Here is a 21513-nt window from a genome sequence, read left to right on the forward strand (position 1 = left end):
TGAATATCTTATTTAAGCCACACACGCATCAACGTGGATAATTGTTCAACATTTACAGGTTTTGTCATATAATCTGAAGCTCCGGATTCGATACATCTTTGTCTATCGCCTTTCATCGCTTTTGCGGTTACCGCAATAATTGTCAGATCTTTATGTTTTTCGTCTTTTCTAATGCGTTTCATGGTTTCGTAACCGTCCATTTCCGGCATCATAATATCCATCAAAACAATATCTATCGCTTCGTCATTGTTTAGTATATCAATTGCTTCCTGACCGCTTTCTGCACTTATTACATCAAGGCCATAACGCTCTAAGGCCGTGGTTAATGCAAATAAATTTCGAACGTCATCATCAACCAAAAGCACTTTTTTGCCCTGTAATACATCTTCTTTCAAATAGAAAGACTCAATTCTTTCGCGCATTTGTTCCGGAAGTTCCTTATGCACACGATGCATAAATAATGCCGTTTGATCTACAAGTTCATCCAGAGAATCGAAGCTTTTTAAAATAATACTATGTGCAAACCTGTTTAATCTGGCCCTTTGTTTATTATTTACATCTCCTGCTGAGTGTATAATAATGGCGGTTTCCTGCCCTGCAATGTTATTCTCCAGATCTGTAATAAGATCTAAACCGTCTGCATCCGGTAAAACCAAATCTAAGATAATACAATCAAATGATTTTTTGCTAATTAAAGTAACCGCTTCTTTGGCTGTTTTTGCGCTTAAAACCTGAATATCATCCCCACGTACAGCGTCGAGTATTCTTTGAAGATCGGTTTCATTATCATCTACAACGAGCAGGTTTTTGGTTTTCTTGTTTTTAAAATCATGAATATCATTAAAAAGATTTGTTAGCGAGTCATTTTTAACGGGTTTAAGAAGGAAGTTTCTTGCGCCACGTTTAAGACCTTTGTTTCTTTCATCTTCACCGGAAATTATATAAACCGGAATATGACGCAAATTAAAATCGGTTTTTAATCGGTCCAGAATTTTCCAGCCGCTCGTGTCCGGCATATTCAAATCCATCGTAATGGCATGCGGATGAAATTGATTGATAAAGTCAATAACGTCGTTTCCTTTTGTGGTAACAATAGCTTTTATGCCGTTATTGTGTGCTTGTTCGAGCATGATTTTCGCAAAAGTTAAGTTATCTTCTGCAATCAGTAAAACTTTATCGCCTGGTTTAATATCGGTTCTGTCATCACCAACTTCATCGACAAAGAACAAATCAATATCAGATCGATTAAATCTTTCTGACGGCAACGATTTAATGCGGCCTTTTAGATCTGTTTCTTCTGTTACGTCAATGTTTTCAATTTCAGCAATATGAACGTATTTTAATGGAAGGAATAAGGTAAATTTACTACCAATGTTGGTTTCACTTTCCAGCTCGATACTTCCGCCTAATAAATCAGAAAGTCCACGGCTAATGGATAATCCTAAACCTGTACCACCGTATTTACGGCTTGTTGAACCTTCGGCCTGTTGGAAAGCTTCGAATATTATGTTTTGTTTTTCTTTAGAGATACCAATTCCTGTATCAGAAATTTCGAAAGCAACTACCGCTTCTGCATTTTCGAGATTTATATTACTCGTTTTCCAGTTATTATCTGCTTTGTAAATTTTTAGTTTTACTTCTCCTTTTTCGGTGAATTTGAATGAATTTGAAAGTAAGTTTTTCAAAATCTGATTTAAACGCTGCGAATCTGTTTCAATCAATTCAGGAAGATTTTCATCCATAATAATATTGAAACGTAAATGTTTTGCTTCTGAAATCGGGTTGAAAGTAGAAGCCACAAAGTGACTGATTTCATCAAAACTAATCGGGTTATAATCAACTGAAATATAGCCTGATTCGATTTTTGACAGATCCAGAATGTCGTTAATTAACTGAATAAGGTCATCTCCGCAAGAGTTGATCGTTTTCGCAAACTGAATTTGTTTTTCGGATAAATTTCCGTCGCGATTCGCAATTAATTCATTCGCCAAAATCTGCAAACTGTTCAGCGGAGTTCTTAACTCGTGCGACATATTCGCCAGGAATTCTGATTTATATTTGGATGTCAAAGTCAGCTGATCAGCTTTTTCTTCCAACGCTTTTCTTGCCACTTCGACTTCCTGGTTTTTAAGCTCTACTTCTTCTTTTTGATTCGCTAATAAGAATGCTTTTTCTTCCAGTTCCTCATTCGTATTTTTCAATACTTCCTGCTGGCTTTTTAGCTCGCTTGCCAATGATTGTGATTGTACCAATAATTCTTCGGTTCTTGAATTCGATTCAATCGTATTCAATACAATACCAATACTTTCTGTTAATCCTTCAAGGAAATCTAAGTGCGTTTCGCTAAAAGTATCCAGCGATGCGAGTTCGATTACGGCTTTTAATTGTCCTTCAAACAATACCGGTAAAATGATAACGTCTTTTGGTTTTGCGTCTCCAAGTCCGGAGTTTATTTTAATGTAATCTTTAGGAACATTACTCAAAATAATTCTTTCTTTTTCGACCGCAACCTGACCTATTAATCCTTCGCCCATTGCGTATTGCGTAGGCGAATTTTTTCTTTTGATGTATGCGTAGGATGCAATCAAATTCAGTTTAGAATCCATGAATTCCTCATCTTCCTGCAGAATATAGAAAAGTCCGTGCTGAGCGGTTACAACCGTCGCCAGCTCCGAAAGGATTTTTTGGTAACCGAATTCAATTCTTTTTGCCCCTGAAGCATTTGGGTAAATTTCGCTAAATTCGATTTCAGCCAGTCTTGTTCCTGATTACGTAACGTTGTCGCTTTCAGGTTCGAAATCATCTGGTTGATTGTATCTTTTAGGGCCTCAACCTCACCTTTTGCTTCAACACCAATAGTTCGCGTTAAATCTCCCTGCGTTACCGCCGATGCTACCTCAGAAATCGCACGTACCTGCGTTGTCAAATTCGCCGCAAGCTGATTTACGTTTTCTGTTAAGTTTTTCCACGTTCCGGAAGCTCCCGGCACATTCGCCTGACCTCCCAGTTTTCCTTCTGCTCCAACCTCACGCGCCACAGTGGTTACCTGATCAGAGAAAGTTGCCAGCGTATCAATCATTTCGTTGATTGTATCTGTTAATTGTGCTACCTCTCCTTTGGCATCAATGGATAATTTTTGTTTTAGATTTCCTTTTGCTACCGATGTTACAACTTTTGCAATTCCACGTACTTGCGATGTTAAATTCGAAGCCATCAAGTTAACCGAATCGGTTAAATCTTTCCAGGTTCCGGCAACCCCTTTTACTTCAGATTGTCCTCCCAGTTTTCCTTCGGTACCCACCTCACGCGCCACACGAGTTACCTCGGATGCAAACGAGTTTAGCTGTTCCACCATCGTATTAAAGGTGTTTTTCAAATCCAAAATTTCCCCTTTTACGTCAACGGTAATTGGTTTCGAAAGGTCACCATTTGCCACGGCTTTTGTTACCTCGGCAATATTACGCACCTGATCCGTAAGGTTCGATGCCATCTGGTTCACCGAATCCGTTAAATCTTTCCACGTTCCGGCAACTCCGGGAACGAACGCTTGTCCACCCAATTTTCCATCCGTTCCAACTTCACGCGCCACACGAGTTACCTCTGATGCGAAGGCACGAAGCTGATCCACCATTGTATTTACGGTTTCCTTTAATTGAAGAATTTCTCCACGAACGTCGGCCGTAATTTTTTTCGACATATCCCCGTTGGCCACGGCAATTGTAACCTCGGCAATGTTACGTACCTGAGTTGTTAGGTTACCCGCCATCTGGTTAACAGAATCTGTTAAATCTTTCCACGTTCCGGCAACTCCCGGTACATTTGCCTGACCTCCCAATTTTCCTTCGGTTCCTACTTCACGCGCCACACGAGTTACCTCGGAGGCAAATTCACGAAGCTGATCCACCATTGTATTCAGGGTTTCTTTTAATTGAAGAATCTCTCCACGAACGTCAACGGTAATTTTTCGGGACATATCTCCGTTGGCTACAGCAATCGCCACATCGGCAATATTACGAACCTGAGCGGTCAAGTTACCCGCCATCTGGTTAACGGAATCTGTTAAATCTTTCCACGTTCCGGCAACTCCCGGTACATTCGCCTGACCTCCAAGCTTTCCTTCTGTTCCTACCTCACGAGAAACCCTTGTTACCTCCGAAGCAAAGCCTCGCAGCTGATCCACCATGGTATTAATTGTGTTTTTAAGCTCAAGGATTTCTCCTTTTACGTCAACGGTAATCTGGAGCGATAAATCTCCTTTTGCTACCGCCGTAGTTACTTCGGCAATGTTACGCACCTGTCCTGTTAAGTTCGATGCCATCTGATTCACCGAATCTGTTAAATCTTTCCAGGTTCCACCAACACCTTCCACCTGCGCCTGACCTCCCAGTTTTCCTTCGGTACCAACCTCACGCGCCACACGGGTTACCTCAGATGCAAAGGAATTCAGCTGCCCCACCATGGTATTAATGGTATTTTTAAGCTCCAGAATTTCCCCTTTTGTATCTACGGTAATCTGGCGTGATAAATCTCCTTTTGCTACGGCCGTTGTTACTTCGGCAATATTACGCACCTGACCTGTAAGGTTGGATGCCATTTGATTAACCGAATCTGTTAAATCTTTCCATGTTCCTCCAACTCCTTTTACTTTTGCCTGACCTCCCAGTTTTCCTTCTGTACCAACCTCAAGTGCCACACGCGTAACCTCTGATGAAAATGAGTTCAGCTGATCCACCATCGTATTAATGGTTTTCTTTAGCTCTAAGATTTCTCCTTCGGCAACGGCTGTAATTTTTTTAGATAAATCGCCATTTGCCACCGCCGTTGTTACCTCGGCAATGTTACGCACCTGACCCGTTAAGTTGGATGCCATTTGGTTAACGGAATCGGTTAAATCTTTCCAGGTTCCACCAACACCTTTTACTTTTGCCTGTCCTCCCAGTTTTCCTTCTGAACCTACCTCACGTGCCACACGGGTTACCTCGGCACCAAAAGAGTTCAGCTGATCCACCATGGTGTTGATCGTATTTTTAAGTTCCAGAATTTCTCCTGCAACGTTTACTGTAATTTTTTTAGATAAATCTCCTTTTGCAACGGCGGTTGTTACCTCGGCAATATTACGCACCTGACCTGTTAAGTTGGATGCCATTTGATTTACAGAGTCGGTCAAATCTTTCCAAACTCCACCAACACCTCGCACTCTCGCCTGACCTCCCAGTTTTCCTTCAGATCCTACCTCTACCGCCACACGGGTAACTTCAGAAGAAAATGAATTCAGCTGATCCACCATCGTGTTGATCGTATTTTTAAGTTCGAGGATTTCTCCTTTTACGTCTACGGTAATTTTTTTCGAAAGATCTCCTTTTGCCACGGCCGTGGTTACATCGGCAATATTACGTACCTGACCTGTTAAGTTGGATGCCATCTGGTTCACGGAATCGGTCAAATCTTTCCAGGTTCCCCCAACTCCTTTTACCTGCGCCTGACCTCCCAGTTTTCCTTCGGTTCCTACCTCTCTCGCCACACGGGTTACCTCAGATGAAAAGGAGTTCAGCTGATCCACCATCGTGTTGATCGTATTTTTCAATTCGAGGATTTCTCCTTTTACGTCTACGGTAATTTTTTTAGATAAATCTCCTTTTGCCACGGCGGTTGTTACATCGGCGATATTACGTACCTGACCCGTTAAGTTAGACGCCATTTTATTTACAGAATCGGTCAAATCTTTCCAAACTCCACCTACACCTCGCACTTTTGCCTGACCTCCCAGTTTTCCTTCTGTACCTACCTCACGCGCCACACGGGTCACCTCCATCGAGAATAAATTCAGCTGTTTTACCATTCCGTTTACCTCTTTTGCAATCCTGAGGAACTCTCCCTGAAGTGGGTTTCCTTCGATAGAAAGCGGCATTTCCTGAGATAAATTTCCTTTTGCAACCGATGTAATTACGTGTGCAATTTCAATAGTTGGATGCACAAGATCTGAAATCAAAGTATTTACAGAATCTACACAAGAACTCCAGGAACCTCTGGCGCCATCAAGTGCTACACGATTGGTTAGTTTTCCTTGTTTACCAATACTTTTCCCAACTTTCTGGAATTCAAAAACCATTCGTTCGTTAAGATCTATAATTTCATTTAAAGTATCACAAATCGAACGTTTTACACCGCTTTGATCTGTTGGAAAACGCTGTGTAAAATTTCCGTTTTTAACTTTAATTAAAATTTTTAAAAATTCAGCATCTGTTAAAACAGATTCTTCGAATTCTTCATTTGCTTTTTTCATAATTCTTAAAATGAATTAAATTTATCTTTTGCCTGAATAGTTTATTGTTTATAGTTTGTAATCTATTGTTTATAGCTTATAACTATTCTCTAAAATCTTGCTTCTTTGTTCTAAAATCTTTCTTCTAAAATCTTGCTTCTTTCTTCTAACGCCTAACATCGAACTTCTCACATACTTTCAATCAAAATCTTCCTTAAATGAAATTGCACAAAAGCATCCATAGAATCTGATCTTTTGGTATTGTCATTATAATTTAGAGGTTTTATGATATAGCCTGAAATCCCCAGTTTTTCTGCCGCAAACCGATCTTCTCCTTCGGAAGAAGTGGTCATTATAAAAACTTTCAAATTTTTCAGTTTTTCATCTTCCCGAAGCACTTTCAAAAACTCTATTCCATTCATTCTTGGCATGTTAATATCCAAAAGAATCACTTGCGGATTCAGGTTTAAGTCCGGATCTCGCAACAGTTTTAAGGCTTCGATACCGTTGTAAGCGGAATGAAGTTCATACTCAATTTCTAATTTTTTTAATGATCTTTCTACACTAATAATGTCGAGTTCATCGTCTTCTACTAATAAAATGGTCGGCTTTTTCATAATTCTAACTATTTCTCCAGGTAAAAATAAATTCTGTACCTTCTCCAACTTTAGAGATCACAATAATATGTTCTTGTTGATCGTCGATAATTTTTTTAACAATTGCAAGTCCAACACCTGTACTTTCCTGCTCGTTTTGTTCGCGAAGTGTCTGGAATATTTCAAATATTTTTTGATGGTATTCTATTGCAATACCAATCCCGTTATCTTTTACCGAAAACTCATAAAAATGAGAATATTTTCTGCAGCTAATTTCAATTACGGCATCTTCGCGGGTGGTATATTTTACGGCATTACTAATTAGATTGGCAAAAACCTGTTCGAGTTTTATTCGTTCTGTAAATAATTCAGGCAAATGTCCTATTTCTAATTTGAAATTCCTTGGCACAATCGAATCTGCAATTTCATGCACCAGATTGTTGGTATTAATATGTTCGGGCGGAACTTTAATATTGAGTCGTGCATAATCTAACAAACCATTAATTAGGGCTTCCATTCTTCTGGTTTTCTGCGGAATAATAGCTAAATATCTTTTTAATTCAGGAGAAAGTTCTCCATCCAAATCTTCTTCAATCCAGGTTATTACGTTATGAATTCCACGTATAGGCGCTTTTAAATCGTGAGAAACGACATAAGCAAACTTATTAAGCTCGGCGTTTCTGTTTTTTAGTTCGTGGATATTTTTATCGAGTTTCCCGGACATACTATTTAATGATGATGCCAAAGCCGTTAATTCATCATTTCTGGTATCCTCAATACTTGTGAATTTTCCTTTAGAAATATTTTCGGCGAGACTAACCATCGAAGAAATTCGTTTGGTCGTAATTTCCATAATATAAAGCGTGCTGGAAATCCCTACTATAATAGTCAAAGTGAGGAAAATGAGAGAAAAAATTCGGGTGTGCCTGAGAGAAATAAGTAACTCTTCGCTATGGTGTTTTCTTCTTTTATATTCTATTCGGTCGAATCTTGTGAACTTTTTGGAGATTTCATCGTTGATATTTTTACCGATGTGTTTTTTTAGTGAATTTTCGAAGAAATTATTAAAAGAATTAGGATTTTGTTTTCTGGCCTGAATGAGTTTTTCAGAATAATGAAGCCAATTATTATGGAGCGTATTAATCGAATCAAAAATAACGCGCTGCGAATTATCATTACCAATACGCAAATTTTGCTCATTTACTAAAAGCGGTACAATTTTAAGGCCTCTAAAATAAGAATCTAAAAAAACACGATCATCTGTAAGCAAATAACCTCTAAAGGCACTTTGCATTTCGATAATTGCTTTATGGGTTTTGTTTGAAGTACGGATTATTTCTTCTGACCTGGATAGAAAATGGGAGTTTAACTGCACTTTTTTTGACATCATATAATTGGTATATGAGTCTGCAACAGAGAGCAAAATTATCAGTGTAAATGCTAAAAGGATTTGGGTGGATAATTTCATTTTCGAAAATTAAACATACATAGATTACTCTTGACTTATTTCTGTAAATAAAAATAGTAAAAAAAACAGATAGCTGTACTTAGTTTTTTAAGTTATCTGTTTTGAGTAAAATCATATAATTCGAAGAAAATAAAAATTTAGGAATGCTTTGATTCATAAGCATACTTTCTTAAAATTTGTTTTAAGTCGTTAAAATTATTTGGTTTCGAAATATAATCGTGTGCCCCAAGCTGTTTTGCTTCTCGTTTAATATCTTCAAGCTGTGAAGTCGAAAAAATAATAATTGGAATTTGCTGTAGTACGTCCTGTTTTTTTATTTCGGTCAAAAGTTCTAAACCGGACATAACAGGCATATTGAGATCAAGAAAAATTACGTCTGGTTTTATTTCCATCATTAAAAGCTTTTGGTAAGCTTCTACAGGATCATTTATTCCTGTGTATGAGGAATGAGAAACCGCATTAAGTGCTTCCATAAACAATTCGCAATCATCTAAATCGTCATCGATTTGTAGAAACTTTTTATATGCCATTGGTTTTAAATTTTTGGAATTTATTAGACAACATTCTAATGTTTTTTCCTAATATATTGTGGTATTACTTAAGCATTACTTTATAAAAAATTCATGATGCCAATAAATAACGTTTTATGCTTATTGCCTCTTACCAAATGTAATAATTTAATTATTAATACAACTATTAACGGGCGAAATAAATATCTCCACAGAACATTTAGTTGTAAATAATTCCTGATTTTACTAAAAGAATAAATTTTACAGTTTTTTTTGGTTTTTTACTAAATACCGCTGTTCTTTCTTTTTTGAAGAATGCTGTTTTTTTCTATTTCTTTCAAAAATTCGCTGTCAAAATCAGCATAAGCTTTTAATCTGTATTTTTTATCTCTTGAGCGCATGACGAGATGAATTTTCTGAACCATTAACCAAATTGGTTCATAGCGTTTGTGCCCTAATAAATATTGAATTTGTAATGCCGAAAATTTTCGTTTTGAAAGTGTCATCAATTCAATACAAATCATCCAGTGCCTAAATGGTAAATTTGAATTTTCCATCACGGTTCCAGAACGAAGTCCTATTCGAGTGCCACATTTTTTGCACTGAAATTTTAAATCAGTTCTTCGAAAAGTGTGTTGGTTATGTTCGCATTTTTTACAACCCAAACCGCTTTTTAGACGTTTGTTTTTAAATTCTTCGATACAGGTTTCTTCATCCGGATATTTTTCAAAAAACTTACGTAACTCCATTTATACAATTTATGTTTTACGCATTAAATATAAATCAATCCGAATAAAGCAGCATTATTAGTATTTGAATTTTAGGCAAAAAAAGGGAATACGCCAACTGATATTCCCTTTTCAATACTAAAAAATAGTATTACAATTTTTCTTCAATTTCTTTTTTGTATTTATTCAGAATAGATTTTGTCATTCCTAAATTTGCCTTTGTAGAATCTACTGCCAGATAGATAAAATAATCTCCATTATCTGATACATCAATAATATGAATTTGAGATGTTAGGGTGATCATTACATTATCAATTGTTTGTCCTTCCAGACTTAGTGCTTTTATGGCATTCATCTTTGCTTTAACTACTTCAAGATTATAGGCAGATGCTAATTCAGGATCAAAATCAGCCACTACAGATTGTGAGTGATATGATATTCCGCTTTTAATTTCAGCTACAGAAACTGCAATAAAACCTGGTACATTTTTTTGAAGATCTGCTCCAAATTGTTTTAAAAAATCAGACATGGTATTTTTTTTAGATTGGGTATTTGAAACCTTTTGTTAGGATTTGATGCAAAATTATAGATCCATTCCTATATAATTATCCGCTTTACGTACCTTGGGTTATTTTTTTATTCAATAATTCATAATTCTATTGTAATACTTTAACTCCATAAAAAAACTCCTACTTTATCAGCAGGAGTCTTTCAAACAAATAATCTATTCTAATTTTAATGCAGTTTTTATTTAGAGTTTTTATTTTATTTTTTGTTCGGTTAAACCACGTGTTAACCAGCCTCTTTTATTTGCTGTTGCAATTGCATATGGCGTGATCCAGAATAAACTGAAGGTATAAAAAAGACTATATGAATATGCCCAAAGTGATTCTCTTAAATTATATCTTTTTGCATAAAAGAACACCGGGAAACTAGATACGATTAATATACTTAGTAATGTAGAGCTCAAAAACAATACCGGGTGAATGGCAATAAAAAAGAACATAAAAGCTAAAAATGGATAAGACATTAACATTTTCGTTGACTGGCTTACAAACAATAATCTTGACCCGAATTTTGATCCTTTTCTAAAATCTGTAAAAACAAATTTAGACATCATGATGTTCTCACGCACATTACTTCTCGCCCATCTAATGAACATTTTGTATAAACCTGTGTACTCTTCTGGAACATTTGTTAAAACTGTAGCATTACGCTGAAATAATACGTGGTGACCTTGTTTTAAAATCATGTTTGTCATAGCGCGGTCTTCGCCGATATCCGAAGGCTGTCCCATAAAAGTTTGGTTGATCCATTCGTCAAGGCATCCAAAAACAGCTGTTTTACGATAAGCTGCAGCAGCACCAGGAGTACAAAGTACAGATCCTAACATACTTTCTGCAGAACGCATGAATTCAAAACTCATTACGAAACTTACGTTTAACATTTTAGGAAGAATCGCTTTTTTATTATTCAAAACCTGAACGTTTCCTGCAACTGCTCCACATTTTTCATTTGTAACAAACGGACTCACTAAATTTCGTAAAGTATCTGTTTTTACGATAGAATCGCTGTCTACAGTTACAAAAATTTCTCCTGTTCCTAATTCAAACCCACGGTGAAGTGCGTGACGTTTTCCTCTGTTTTCAGGCTGTTGGAAAATGGTTAAACGATCTCCCAATTTAATTTTTGCCTGCTGCATCCAATACCATGTATCATCTTTACTACCATCATCGATAGCTAATAACTGCATTTTCTCTTCTGGATAATCGCTGTTTGCTAAACTTAATAAAGTATCCCAAACTAATTTCCCTTCGTTGTATGCAGGAACAATTATGGTAGTTGTTGGCAACAATTCATCACTAACGGATTCGATTGGTTTGTATTTGAAAAATAAATATACATTATAAAGAAAAGCTCCTATTTGAAAGAAAAACAATAATATGGTTACGATTAAAAAAGGATAACCCCATGTTGAATTGATTCTGTCTAATTGAAACTGATCAAAGTCGTCTTGTAATAGATAAACCACAAAAGCACCTGCAAACATTAAGATAAAAGTACCCGCAAGTACAAATAAATTTAATGGGTTTGATGTTCGTGCAATATTTTTAGTGGTAGTGTCGTTATTAATGCGAAAAATGGAACTTTTTAAAGTTTGTTCTACATTACTGGTATCACTTGAAGAATAAAATTGTTTTGAGATAATTGTTTCACTTTCCATGTTTGTCTTCTATTTTATTTTTATCTGAAATGGCTTTTAATTAAATTGTGTTCTGTTTTATTAAAATTGTATACAGAATCACATTATCTCAGTAAGCAACCCTTATGCCATTATGCTTTTTCGCTGTTATAGAGCTATTTATCTGGATTCACAACAAAACAGTGTGTGTAAATTTTATACAATTTGGTATACAGTACACACATTTTGTCCCAATAAACAATGGCGTTTCTGTTCAAATATTTACAGATTTACCGCAAACTTTACAGATTATAAAAACATAGCCAACGGTTTCAACCGTTGGAACGCAATATATTTCCACATACATGTCCCCCACGGTTGAAACCGTGCGCTATATTTTCATATCACAATTCCCACGGTTGAAACCGTGCGCAAAATCTTTGTGTTCTTTGCGGTTAAAAACATAGCCAACGGTTTCAACCGTTGGAACGCAATATATTTCTATCATTCATGTCTCCCACGGTTGAAACCGTGGGCTATGTTTAATACCGAATTCACAAAGCTTTGTGTTGATTTAACTTTGCGTCCCGAGGCTTCGGGATGTATTGTTAACACTTTAAAAACCTTTGCGTCCCGAGGCTTCGGGATGCGGTTAAATATTTTTTTTATTTTTTTCTAAAAATTTGTCCAATTCTGAAAGTTCGGTTGTCATTAGGGTATAACATTTAAAACTATACACAATGGAAACTAGAATTAATTTATTCGAAAAAGGTCAAAAAGCATTAACTCCTTTATTTGGAATTACTGTTTATTTAAAAAAATCAGGTCTTGAAAAATCACTTGTAGATTTAGTAGATTTTAGAGTATCACAAATCAATAGTTGTGCTTATTGTCTGGATATGCATTCAAAAGAAGCTTTGGCGGCAGGCGAAACCCCACAACGTTTGTTTGGTTTGAGTGCATGGAGAGAAACTCCTTTTTATACAGATAAAGAAAGAGCCGCTCTTGCCTATGCAGAAGCCGTAACAGCTTGTCATGTATCTGATGATGTTTATAATGAAGCAAAAGCACACTTTTCTGATGAAGAATTGATCGATCTTACTTTGGCTATTACAACGATCAATACATGGAACCGTTTAAATCTTGCTTTTCCAAACAACGTAGGTTCTTACAGAGTGGGGCAATTTGGATAAATAAATCAAGCTGTTTTTTATTTGAGGTAAAATAGTAAATTTATGTCTTCAATGTAAAACAGCTTTTTTTATAGCCACAGATTAAAAGATTATTATTTCACGCAGATTTGGCAGATTAAGCAGATTTAAATTTTGAAAATTATCTGCGTGAATCTGCTTAAATCCTTTTAAAATCAGTGAAAAAAATATTAGCCACAGATTCAAGGATTGAAAAGATTTTTATTGCACGCAGATTTGGCAGATTGAGCAGATTAAATTTTGAAAATTATCTGCATGAATCTGCTTAAATCCTTTTTAAATCTGCGTGAAAAAATATTCAATACATAGTTATTAAAAAGATTTTTAATTTTTAATTCTAAATTTTTAATTTAAAAACATAAAACAATGAACGAGTTTTTATTAATTTTCAGAAGAGATTTTACAACTAAAGAAATACAGCCTTCTCCGGAAGAAATGCAGCAGCATTTTCAGCAATGGCAAAATTGGTTCGGAAGTCTGGCTGCACAAGATAAACTGGCAAGACCGTTACAACGCTGGGACGGACAAGGGAAAATTGTAACCAATAACAAAAACGTAACAAACGGTCCGTATGTAGAAATCAAAGAATCTATTGGCGGAATGATTACCATAAAAGCTAAAGATTACGACGAAGCTGCCGAAATCGCACAAAATTGCCCAGTTTTGAATTTAGGCGGGAATGTGGAGATTAGAATGGCGGTAAATTTTTAAATTCCAAATTTTAAATTCCAAATTCCAATATAGAAGACTGGAATTTTTTTAAGAGTTTAGGCATCTTTGTCAAAGTTTAAAACTTTGACAAAGATTTACGGTTACAATAACCGCAGTTTATGTTGGAATTTGGTCCCGAGACTTCGGGATAAAAAATTTGAAATTTTATATTTATGATGGAAAAAGAACTCATACCAAATTTATTCAGAACAGAATACCAAAAAATAGTTTCGGTACTTAGTAATCTGTTTGGTATTCATCATATTGAGATTGCTGAGGATATTGTGAGCGATACATTTTTGGCTGCAGCCGAAACCTGGGCAATAAAAGGAATTCCGGATAATCCGACTGCCTGGCTTTATACGGTTGCGAAAAATAAAACCAAAAATTATTTTAAACGAAATGATGTTTTTGAAAAGAAAATTGTAACCGAAATAAAATACAATACACCTCTTAATAATCCGGAAACAGAAATTGATTTATCGGAACAAAATATTGCCGATAGTCAATTGGCGATGATTTTTACGGTTTGTAATCCTTGTAATTCAAACGAAGCTCAGATTGCATTGGCGCTAAACTTATTATGCGGTTTTGGAATCAATGAAATCTCAGACGCTTTTTTATCTAATAAAGAAGTAATTTACAAAAGAATCAATCGCGCCAAAGAAAAACTCAAAGAAGAAAACATTAAAATTCAGCATCCCAATTCGGCAGAAATTAACGACCGAATTGAGACGGTCTTAAAAACGATTTATCTGCTGTATTCTGAAGGTTATTATTCTACATCGCAAAATACTACTTTACGCAAAGATCTTTGTGCAGAAGCGATGCGCCTCACCTATTTATTGATTCAGAATGAAAGTACCAATTTACCTGCAACGAATGCTTTAATGGCTTTGATGTGTTTTCATTCTTCAAGATTTGAAGCACGAACTTCAGAAAACGGAGAAATTATTTTATATCAGGATCAGGATGAATTACTTTGGAATCATGAATTAATCGATAAAGGAACGTATTTTTTAAGTAAATCTTCAACCGGAAATACACTTTCTAAATACCATCTCGAAGCCGGAATTGCCTATTGGCATACACAGAAAAAAGATTCTCCCGAAAAATGGCAGCATATTCTGGAATTGTACAATAATTTGATTATTTTAGAATATTCACCAATTGTGGCTTTAAATCGCACTTTTGCCTTATCAAAAGTAAATGGTAAAAAAGAAGCCATTATTGAAGCCGAAAAACTCAATTTAACCGATAATCACTTCTATTATTCTTTACTCGGAAATTTATATACCGATGTTGACAATAAAAAAGCGCATCAGCATTTTGAAACTGCTCTTGGCTTAGCCAAAACAACAGCTGAAAAAAATATCATCAGTAAAAATATTCTTCAGCTTTCTTTTTTTGATTTAAAAAATTCTTAATTTCAATAGTAATTCGAGAGTATTTGCATTAATCATTTATTATTCGTGAAATAAGGCAGTTTTTTCTAAATAATGACCTCAAAATTATTTAAACAGCTGTTAAATCTTTAATAAATGTTAATGTTAAATATTGTAGGAAAACGTATATTTGAGTAAACAGAATATTTTATATCGTGCAAAAACAAACAAAATCACATAGTTTTATTTTTCCAAAAACTCCTTCAGGAATAGACGGCCTGGATGAGATTACAGATGGTGGATTTCCTAAAGGACGACCAACTTTAATCTGCGGTGGTGCAGGTTGCGGAAAAACATTGTTATCTATGCAATTCCTTATTAAAGGGATTACAGAATATAACGAACCCGGAGTTTTCATGTCTTTTGAAGAGCCTTCGGATGATCTTACATTAAATGTCAAATCACTTGGTTTTGACCTCGAAAAACTAAAAGCAGATAAAAAGCTTGTAGTGGATTATGTAAGAGTTGAAAGATCGGAAATTGAAGAAGCGGGAGAATATGATCTCGACGGTTTATTTATAAGATTAGGACATGCCATCGATTCTATAAAAGCAACCCGAGTGGTGCTGGATACGATCGAATCTTTATTTGCAGGTCTTGACAATCAGGCGATTCTTAGAGCTGAGTTACGAAGATTATTTCATTGGCTTAAAACCAAAGGCGTAACGGCAATTATTACAGGCGAACGCGGAGAAGCAACACTTACGCGTCAGGGACTGGAAGAATATGTTTCGGATTGTGTTATCGTTTTAGACCATCGTGTTATCGAACAGGTTTCGACCAGAAGAATGCGAATTGTAAAATACCGCGGATCGACTCATGGTACCAATGAATATCCTTTTTTAATTGATGAGGACGGAATTTCGGTATTGCCTATCACATCATTAAAACTGAATAATGAAGTTTCTTCGGATGTAATTCCTACGGGAGTGCCCGGATTAGACAACATGTTTCAGGGTGGTGGGTTTTACAGAGGAAGTAATATATTGGTTTCCGGAACTGCAGGTACAGCAAAAACAACGGTTGGATGTTATTTTGCCAATAAACAATGTGAAAATAACGAGCGTGTTATCTATTTTGCCTTTGAAGAATCACCACAGCAATTGGTTCGCAATATGAAATCTATAGGTGTTGATCTTGGAAAATATATCAAAAAAGGTAATCTGCAAATTCATTCTTCCCGCCCATCCTTAAATGGTCTTGAGCTGCATTTGCTTACACTACGAAAATTTATCAAAGATTTTAAACCAACTACAATAGTAATCGATCCTATAAGTAATCTTATTAATGTTGGTAGCGAGCAGGAAGTTCGTTCGATGCTGGTAAGGCTTATAGATATGCTAAAAGCAAATAATATTACGGCACTTTTTACTTCTTTAAACAAACAAACAGACAATTTCAGACCTGATCTTGCCGAAGAATCTGTATCATCGTTAGTTGATACCTGGATTACGGTACGCGATATGGAAGGAATTGGCGAAAGAAACCGAGGAATTTTTATTGTAAAAGCCAGAGGAATGGGACATTCTAATCAGGTTAGAGAATTTGTTATTACAAATAAAGGAATTGAACTGCTTGATATAGAATTAGGCCCGCAGGGAATACTTACAGGATCAGCGAGAAAATCGCATTTGTTCAAGAAAACAATGTCTGATATTAAACTGCAAAATGAAATTAGCAGAAAAGACAGAGAAATTGAGCGTAAACGCAAAGTACTTCAAGCTAATATTGAAGCGCTTCGAAACGAATTTGAATCGGCAGAAGAAGAATTAAGTATCTTAAAAGCAACAGAAGAGTTGCAGGAAAAACTGAATCCTAAAAAAATAGCAATAAAATGAAAAAAGAAGCTGTAGCCGAATGGCAATTGTTGCTATATATCGCAGGTCAGACACCAAAGTCGATTAAAGCACTCGAAAATATAAAAAAATACGCCGAAGAATACTTGGCGGGTAAATATAGTATCGAAATTATAGACTTACTTAAAAGTCCGCAGTTGGCCGAAGGAGATCAAATCCTGGCCGTTCCTACTTTGGTCAGAAAATTTCCTGAACCAATTCGTAAAATAATTGGGGATCTTTCTAATGAAGAAAGAGTTTTGGTGGGGCTCAATATTAAACCTTTAAAAGCGTTATAATGAGCAACTCATCTGATGTTACAAAACCGGAAAAACATAAGTTTATGCTTTTTGTTTCGGGTATGTCTGTAAAATCAGGGCATGCAATAGAAAATTTACGAATAATATGTGATAAATATCTCGCCGGTAATTTCGAACTGGAAATTATAGATATAAGTCGGGATACAGAACAGGCCGTAATACATCAAATTGTAGCCATACCAACATTGATTAAGATAGGTCCTGCACCAAGAAGAATCATTTTAGGTGATTTGTCAGACAGGGAAAAAGTATTACAAATACTAAACTTAAGGGAATAAATTTGAGTGATAACAACAAACATATCGAATCTTTATTAAAAGAGATAGCAGCATTAAAAGAAGAACTTCATGAGTCTAATAGTATTGTTGAGGCCATTAAAACAGGAGATGTTGATGCATTAGTAGTAAGCAATAACGGAACACCACAGCTTTATTCTCTTGAAACCGCAGATTATACTTTCAGGCTTTTAATTGAAAAATTCAGGCAGGGCGCTTTGAGTATTTCAAGGAATGGTTTGATCCTGTACTGCAACGATTATTTTTCTGAGCTTTTGGGCGTACCTTCGGAAAAAATAATTGGAAACTATTTACAGGAATATTTTAATAATTCGGATCATTTTACTGCTCTTATCGAATCGTTGAAATACGGCATAACTGCACACGAAATCTTATTTAAAACCAATTACAGCACTAAAACTTTTTTGGCATCAATATCTGTAACTGATCTTGAACCATCTGTACAGGGATTAGGAATTGTCGTTACTGATTTAACCGAAAAGAAAAAACACGAAAATGCTTTAATTCAGCATCAAAAAGAGCTTGAGGAAAAAATAAACGAACTAAACCGCATAAACTCTAATCTTGAAGAGTTTATTCATGTAATATCCCATGATCTTAAAGAACCGCTTAGAAAAATAGTAATGTATAATGAAAGAATCAACAAAACAGATCTTTCAGAAACAGATACTAAATATCTGAATGTAATGAAATTATCTGCTTTAAGATTAAATTCTCTCGTGGATGATTTGGTAAATTATTCCTCACATAATGCACAGGAAGAGCGTATACAGGTAAACCTGGTTGAAATAATTGCTGAAGTTAATGAGGATTTGGAAATTATAATTAATGATAAAAAAGCTAATTTTGAAATAGGAAAACTCCCTGTATTACAAGCTTCAAAAGTGCAAATGCGACAACTTTTTTCTAATTTAATCTCAAACGCAATTAAATACAGTAAAACAGATATTCCTCCTGTTATACAAATTTTTCAAATTGATGATTTTGAATCTGCTGATAAATTTGTAAAAATTCAAATAAAGGATAACGGCATTGGAATGGAAAAAAATCATCTGCTCAAAATTTTTACAATATTTCAGCGTTTACATGCTAAGAATGAATATTCCGGAAATGGTATTGGCCTTGCCATTTGCAAAAAAATCATGGAAAATCACTCCGGGAATATAACTGTAGAAAGTAATCTCAACGAAGGCACCACATTTAATCTTTATTTTCCAATATAAAATGACAAAATTAAACAATCTGCACATTATTATTGCCGAAGATGACGAAGATGACGCCGATGTAATCTCTGAAATCTTTAATAAAAATCCTGATTTTGATAAAGTTAGCTTAGTGTCAAATGGCGAAGAACTTTTAAATTATTTAAAAAACACTTCCAATGCAACTCCTGACGTTATTCTTACCGATATCAATATGCCTATAATTGATGGTATTGAAGCGCTACAACAAATTTTAAATACCGAAACATTAAAAAGTATTCCGTGTTTTATTTATTCGACAAGTATAAATCCTGCTTATAAAGAAAAATGCGATTTGCTTGGTATAAAAGGTTACCTCATTAAACCCTATTCTATTGAAGGTTTTGAAGAAATTCCCAAACAAATCATTAAAATCATCGAACAGCAATAGTAATAAATACCAATATATTTTTCGAATCAAAGAAATAATATTTTTTAATCGCAAAGTTCGCAAAGGTTATTTTTTAATGTGCTAATACAATGCAAAGTTCGCAAAGCTTAATCAATACAAAGCTTTGCGAACTTTGCAATTTTATAAAATCTTATATGCAAAAAAACTTTGCGTCCTTTGCGGTAAAATTTATACTCAATTTTATATTTGCGTGATTAAACATAAAAAACTTTGCGCACCTTGCGTAAATCTTAGCGCACCTTGCGGTTAAATTATTCCTCAAATAATCCAAAACATTCAAATAATAATCAAAACGGTGTAAATAATAATTGGTGTTATGATAGTTGAAAACAAATTATACATTTGTCTCACAACAACCAAAAAACCAAACCAGGTGAATCTAAAATTACGTTTAACCATTTTCTTATTGCTCAGTTTTATTGGCGGTATTGCAAATGCTCAAAATAGTCAAATTGATAGTTTGCAACGAATTTTGCGTGTTATCAAAATAGATACCTCAAAAGTTAATCATTATAATGCAATCGCTGATTTATATAAGGAAATTGATACTGATTCCACTTTATTTTATGCACAAAAAGCAGCCTTTTTAAGCACTAAAACAGGATATAATTTTGGTCTTGCAACTGCTTATAACAACAAAGGAAATGCCTCTATCATTCTGGGCAATTATCCTGCTGCCCTACAATATTTTAAAAAAGCGCAAACCGAATTTCAAAAATGTCTCAACCAAAATTCTGATCAAAAACAATATAAAAAAGGGTTAGCAAGAGCTTATGCAAGTTCTGGCGTAGTATATTCAGAACAAAGCGATTATCTATTATCGTTGAAAAATTACGAACAGGCTTTGTTATTATATCAGGAAATTAAGGAAGAAAAAAGCATTTCTAAAGTGCTCAACAACATGGGAGTCCTTTATAAATCACAGCAAATTTACCCTAAAGCTTTGCATTATCTCAAAGAAGCTTCAAAAATACAAATCGCTCTTGGCGAACAAAATGCGCCCATGACGCTGACCAATATTGGTGTAATTTATTTTGAATTGGGCAACTACAAAAATGCCATTGAATATTATCAAAAAGCAGAAAAAGGTTTCGAAAAAAACAATAACAAACGCGGATCTGCGCTTTTAAATAATTATTTGGGAGATTATTATACCAAACAAAATAATTTGTCTGTGGGACTTGGTTATTATCAGGAATCATTAACGTTATACGAGGAAATTCAGAATAAATTTGGCGCTTCGCTTGCTCTGTACAATATTGGTTTATTATTACAAAAACAGAAAAAATACAACGAAGCACTTTCTTTCGCACTAAAATCATTAAAGTATGCAAAAGAAATCGATGTTCAGGATCAAACCTATCATACCGAAAAACTGCTAAGCGAATTGTATGAATCATTAAATGAAACAAAATTAGCGTTAACCCATTACAAAAATTACGTAAGCTCACGTGAGAGTATTCAAAATCAGGAAATTAATATGAAATTTGCCCGTGCAGAAATGAATTATGAGTTTAAGGAAAAAGAAGCTTTACTTTTTGAAAAACATAAAAGAGAAACGCAATTCGTTATTTTTTCGATACTGGCAATATTATTATTAATTGTTTTAAGCATTGTAATTTATAACAGAATGCAGGTTAAACGACAGCTCACACTTAAAAAAGAGGTAGCCGAATACGAACAGAAAGCACTGCATTTACAAATGAATCCGCATTTTGTTTTTAATTGTCTGAGTTCTATTTCGAGTTTTATTGTGCAGAACGGAACTGACTCTGCTTTAAAATATCTGTCTAAATTTTCAAAATTAATGCGTCTCACGCTAGAATATTCAAAAGGTTCATTGATTCCCATTGATAAAGAAATTGAAAGTTTACAGAATTATCTCGAACTCGAACAGCTTAGGTTTCATGACAAGTTTGAATTTGAAATACAATCAACAGAAAATGTAGAGTTTAATATGGGTTTACCGCCTTTACTGATTCAGCCTTTTGTCGAAAATGCGATTCTGCACGGCATGGTTCCCAAAGAGGGAAAAGGAAAAATCAGTGTGAATTTTGATGTTCAGAAAGAACAATTAATCTGCACGATTACAGATGACGGAATTGGTTTATCAGAATCCAAACTTTTAAAAGAAAACTCCGTTACGGCACATCAGTCTATGGCGTTGGAAATTACAAAAAGCGTTTGAAGATTATGGAATCGATCACTTCCAAATCGGCTAAAATAGAGATTATCGAACTTAATTCGGCACAACAAAAAACAGGGACAAAAGTTACTTTATACCTGCCAATTCAGTA

General features: G+C 35.0%; 16 protein-coding genes and 1 pseudogene. 9 read left to right on the top strand and 8 right to left on the bottom strand.

Going from position 1 to position 21513, the window contains the following annotated elements:
• Positions 1-8 precede the first annotated feature (8 nt).
• The 8 genes and pseudogenes from ACZZZT_RS17045 to ACZZZT_RS17080 form a co-directional block, all read right to left on the bottom strand.
• Positions 9-2756 (bottom strand): response regulator, encoded by a 2748-nt coding sequence (locus ACZZZT_RS17045; protein ID WP_463462455.1) that lies wholly within the window; start codon positions 2754-2756, stop codon positions 9-11.
• Complete coding sequence (locus tag ACZZZT_RS17050; protein ID WP_463461276.1) at positions 2654-6283, bottom strand: HAMP domain-containing protein; 3630 nt, start codon at positions 6281-6283, stop codon at positions 2654-2656. Before ACZZZT_RS17050 ends, ACZZZT_RS17045 begins: the two co-directional genes overlap by 103 nt.
• 167 nt (positions 6284-6450) lie before the next feature.
• Positions 6451-6879 carry a response regulator gene (locus ACZZZT_RS17055; protein WP_042563741.1) on the bottom strand — a complete coding sequence of 143 codons (429 nt, stop codon included), beginning with the start codon at positions 6877-6879 and terminating at the stop codon, positions 6451-6453.
• A 4-nt stretch (positions 6880-6883) separates the two neighbouring features.
• The gene (locus tag ACZZZT_RS17060) at positions 6884-8326 is read right to left on the bottom strand and encodes an ATP-binding protein (RefSeq protein WP_463461277.1); all 1443 of its coding nucleotides are present in this window, start codon (positions 8324-8326) and stop codon (positions 6884-6886) included.
• Between the two features lie 137 nt (positions 8327-8463).
• The gene (locus ACZZZT_RS17065; RefSeq protein WP_042563739.1) at positions 8464-8856 is read right to left on the bottom strand and encodes a response regulator; all 393 of its coding nucleotides are present in this window, start codon (positions 8854-8856) and stop codon (positions 8464-8466) included.
• A 346-nt stretch (positions 8857-9202) separates the two neighbouring features.
• Positions 9203-9584: pseudogene (locus tag ACZZZT_RS17070) on the bottom strand (transposase); the annotation flags it as partial.
• A 130-nt stretch (positions 9585-9714) separates the two neighbouring features.
• Positions 9715-10092 carry a hypothetical protein gene (locus ACZZZT_RS17075; protein ID WP_042563737.1) on the bottom strand — a complete coding sequence of 126 codons (378 nt, stop codon included), beginning with the start codon at positions 10090-10092 and terminating at the stop codon, positions 9715-9717.
• A 231-nt stretch (positions 10093-10323) separates the two neighbouring features.
• Entirely contained in the window at positions 10324-11787 is a 1464-nt protein-coding gene (locus ACZZZT_RS17080) for a glycosyltransferase family 2 protein (RefSeq protein WP_463461278.1), read from the bottom strand.
• A 698-nt stretch (positions 11788-12485) separates the two neighbouring features.
• Here ACZZZT_RS17080 and ACZZZT_RS17085 point away from each other — a divergent pair.
• From ACZZZT_RS17085 to ACZZZT_RS17125, 9 genes are all read left to right on the top strand, one after another.
• The gene (locus tag ACZZZT_RS17085; protein ID WP_073393947.1) at positions 12486-12938 is read left to right on the top strand and encodes a carboxymuconolactone decarboxylase family protein; all 453 of its coding nucleotides are present in this window, start codon (positions 12486-12488) and stop codon (positions 12936-12938) included.
• A 384-nt stretch (positions 12939-13322) separates the two neighbouring features.
• The gene (locus ACZZZT_RS17090; RefSeq protein ID WP_463461279.1) at positions 13323-13667 is read left to right on the top strand and encodes a YciI family protein; all 345 of its coding nucleotides are present in this window, start codon (positions 13323-13325) and stop codon (positions 13665-13667) included.
• A 173-nt stretch (positions 13668-13840) separates the two neighbouring features.
• Positions 13841-15094, top strand: a complete 1254-nt coding sequence (locus ACZZZT_RS17095; RefSeq protein ID WP_463461280.1) for an RNA polymerase sigma factor — start codon at positions 13841-13843, stop codon at positions 15092-15094.
• Positions 15095-15267: 173 nt separating this feature from the next.
• Positions 15268-16950 (top strand): circadian clock protein KaiC, encoded by a 1683-nt coding sequence (gene kaiC, locus ACZZZT_RS17100; RefSeq protein WP_463461281.1) that lies wholly within the window; start codon positions 15268-15270, stop codon positions 16948-16950.
• Positions 16947-17246: a circadian clock KaiB family protein gene (locus ACZZZT_RS17105; protein ID WP_073393943.1), complete on the top strand. Its 300-nt coding sequence runs from the start codon at positions 16947-16949 to the stop codon at positions 17244-17246. Before kaiC ends, ACZZZT_RS17105 begins: the two co-directional genes overlap by 4 nt.
• Positions 17246-17545 carry a circadian clock KaiB family protein gene (locus tag ACZZZT_RS17110; RefSeq protein WP_463461282.1) on the top strand — a complete coding sequence of 100 codons (300 nt, stop codon included), beginning with the start codon at positions 17246-17248 and terminating at the stop codon, positions 17543-17545. The genes ACZZZT_RS17105 and ACZZZT_RS17110 overlap by 1 nt, the downstream gene beginning before the upstream one ends.
• A 2-nt stretch (positions 17546-17547) precedes the next feature.
• Positions 17548-18786, top strand: a complete 1239-nt coding sequence (locus ACZZZT_RS17115; RefSeq protein ID WP_463461283.1) for a sensor histidine kinase — start codon at positions 17548-17550, stop codon at positions 18784-18786.
• A gap of 1 nt (position 18787) precedes the next feature.
• Positions 18788-19195 (top strand): response regulator, encoded by a 408-nt coding sequence (locus ACZZZT_RS17120; protein WP_073393941.1) that lies wholly within the window; start codon positions 18788-18790, stop codon positions 19193-19195.
• A 394-nt stretch (positions 19196-19589) separates the two neighbouring features.
• Positions 19590-21404: a tetratricopeptide repeat-containing sensor histidine kinase gene (locus ACZZZT_RS17125; RefSeq protein ID WP_463461284.1), complete on the top strand. Its 1815-nt coding sequence runs from the start codon at positions 19590-19592 to the stop codon at positions 21402-21404.
• Positions 21405-21513 lie beyond the last annotated feature (109 nt).

It is taken from the genome of Flavobacterium sp. AC274 (genome assembly GCF_979258275.1).

Coding starts and splice junctions, on each gene's coding strand:
- ACZZZT_RS17095 (WP_463461280.1), top strand. CDS start 13,841: ATGATGGAAAAAGAACTCATACCAAATTTATTCAGAACAGAATACCAA.
- ACZZZT_RS17090 (WP_463461279.1), top strand. CDS start 13,323: ATGAACGAGTTTTTATTAATTTTCAGAAGAGATTTTACAACTAAAGAA.
- ACZZZT_RS17110 (WP_463461282.1), top strand. CDS start 17,246: ATGAGCAACTCATCTGATGTTACAAAACCGGAAAAACATAAGTTTATG.
- ACZZZT_RS17080 (WP_463461278.1), bottom strand. CDS start 11,787: ATGGAAAGTGAAACAATTATCTCAAAACAATTTTATTCTTCAAGTGAT.
- ACZZZT_RS17120 (WP_073393941.1), top strand. CDS start 18,788: ATGACAAAATTAAACAATCTGCACATTATTATTGCCGAAGATGACGAA.
- ACZZZT_RS17105 (WP_073393943.1), top strand. CDS start 16,947: ATGAAAAAAGAAGCTGTAGCCGAATGGCAATTGTTGCTATATATCGCA.
- ACZZZT_RS17055 (WP_042563741.1), bottom strand. CDS start 6,879: ATGAAAAAGCCGACCATTTTATTAGTAGAAGACGATGAACTCGACATT.
- ACZZZT_RS17060 (WP_463461277.1), bottom strand. CDS start 8,326: ATGAAATTATCCACCCAAATCCTTTTAGCATTTACACTGATAATTTTG.
- ACZZZT_RS17065 (WP_042563739.1), bottom strand. CDS start 8,856: ATGGCATATAAAAAGTTTCTACAAATCGATGACGATTTAGATGATTGC.
- ACZZZT_RS17075 (WP_042563737.1), bottom strand. CDS start 10,092: ATGTCTGATTTTTTAAAACAATTTGGAGCAGATCTTCAAAAAAATGTA.
- ACZZZT_RS17085 (WP_073393947.1), top strand. CDS start 12,486: ATGGAAACTAGAATTAATTTATTCGAAAAAGGTCAAAAAGCATTAACT.
- ACZZZT_RS17050 (WP_463461276.1), bottom strand. CDS start 6,283: ATGAAAAAAGCAAATGAAGAATTCGAAGAATCTGTTTTAACAGATGCT.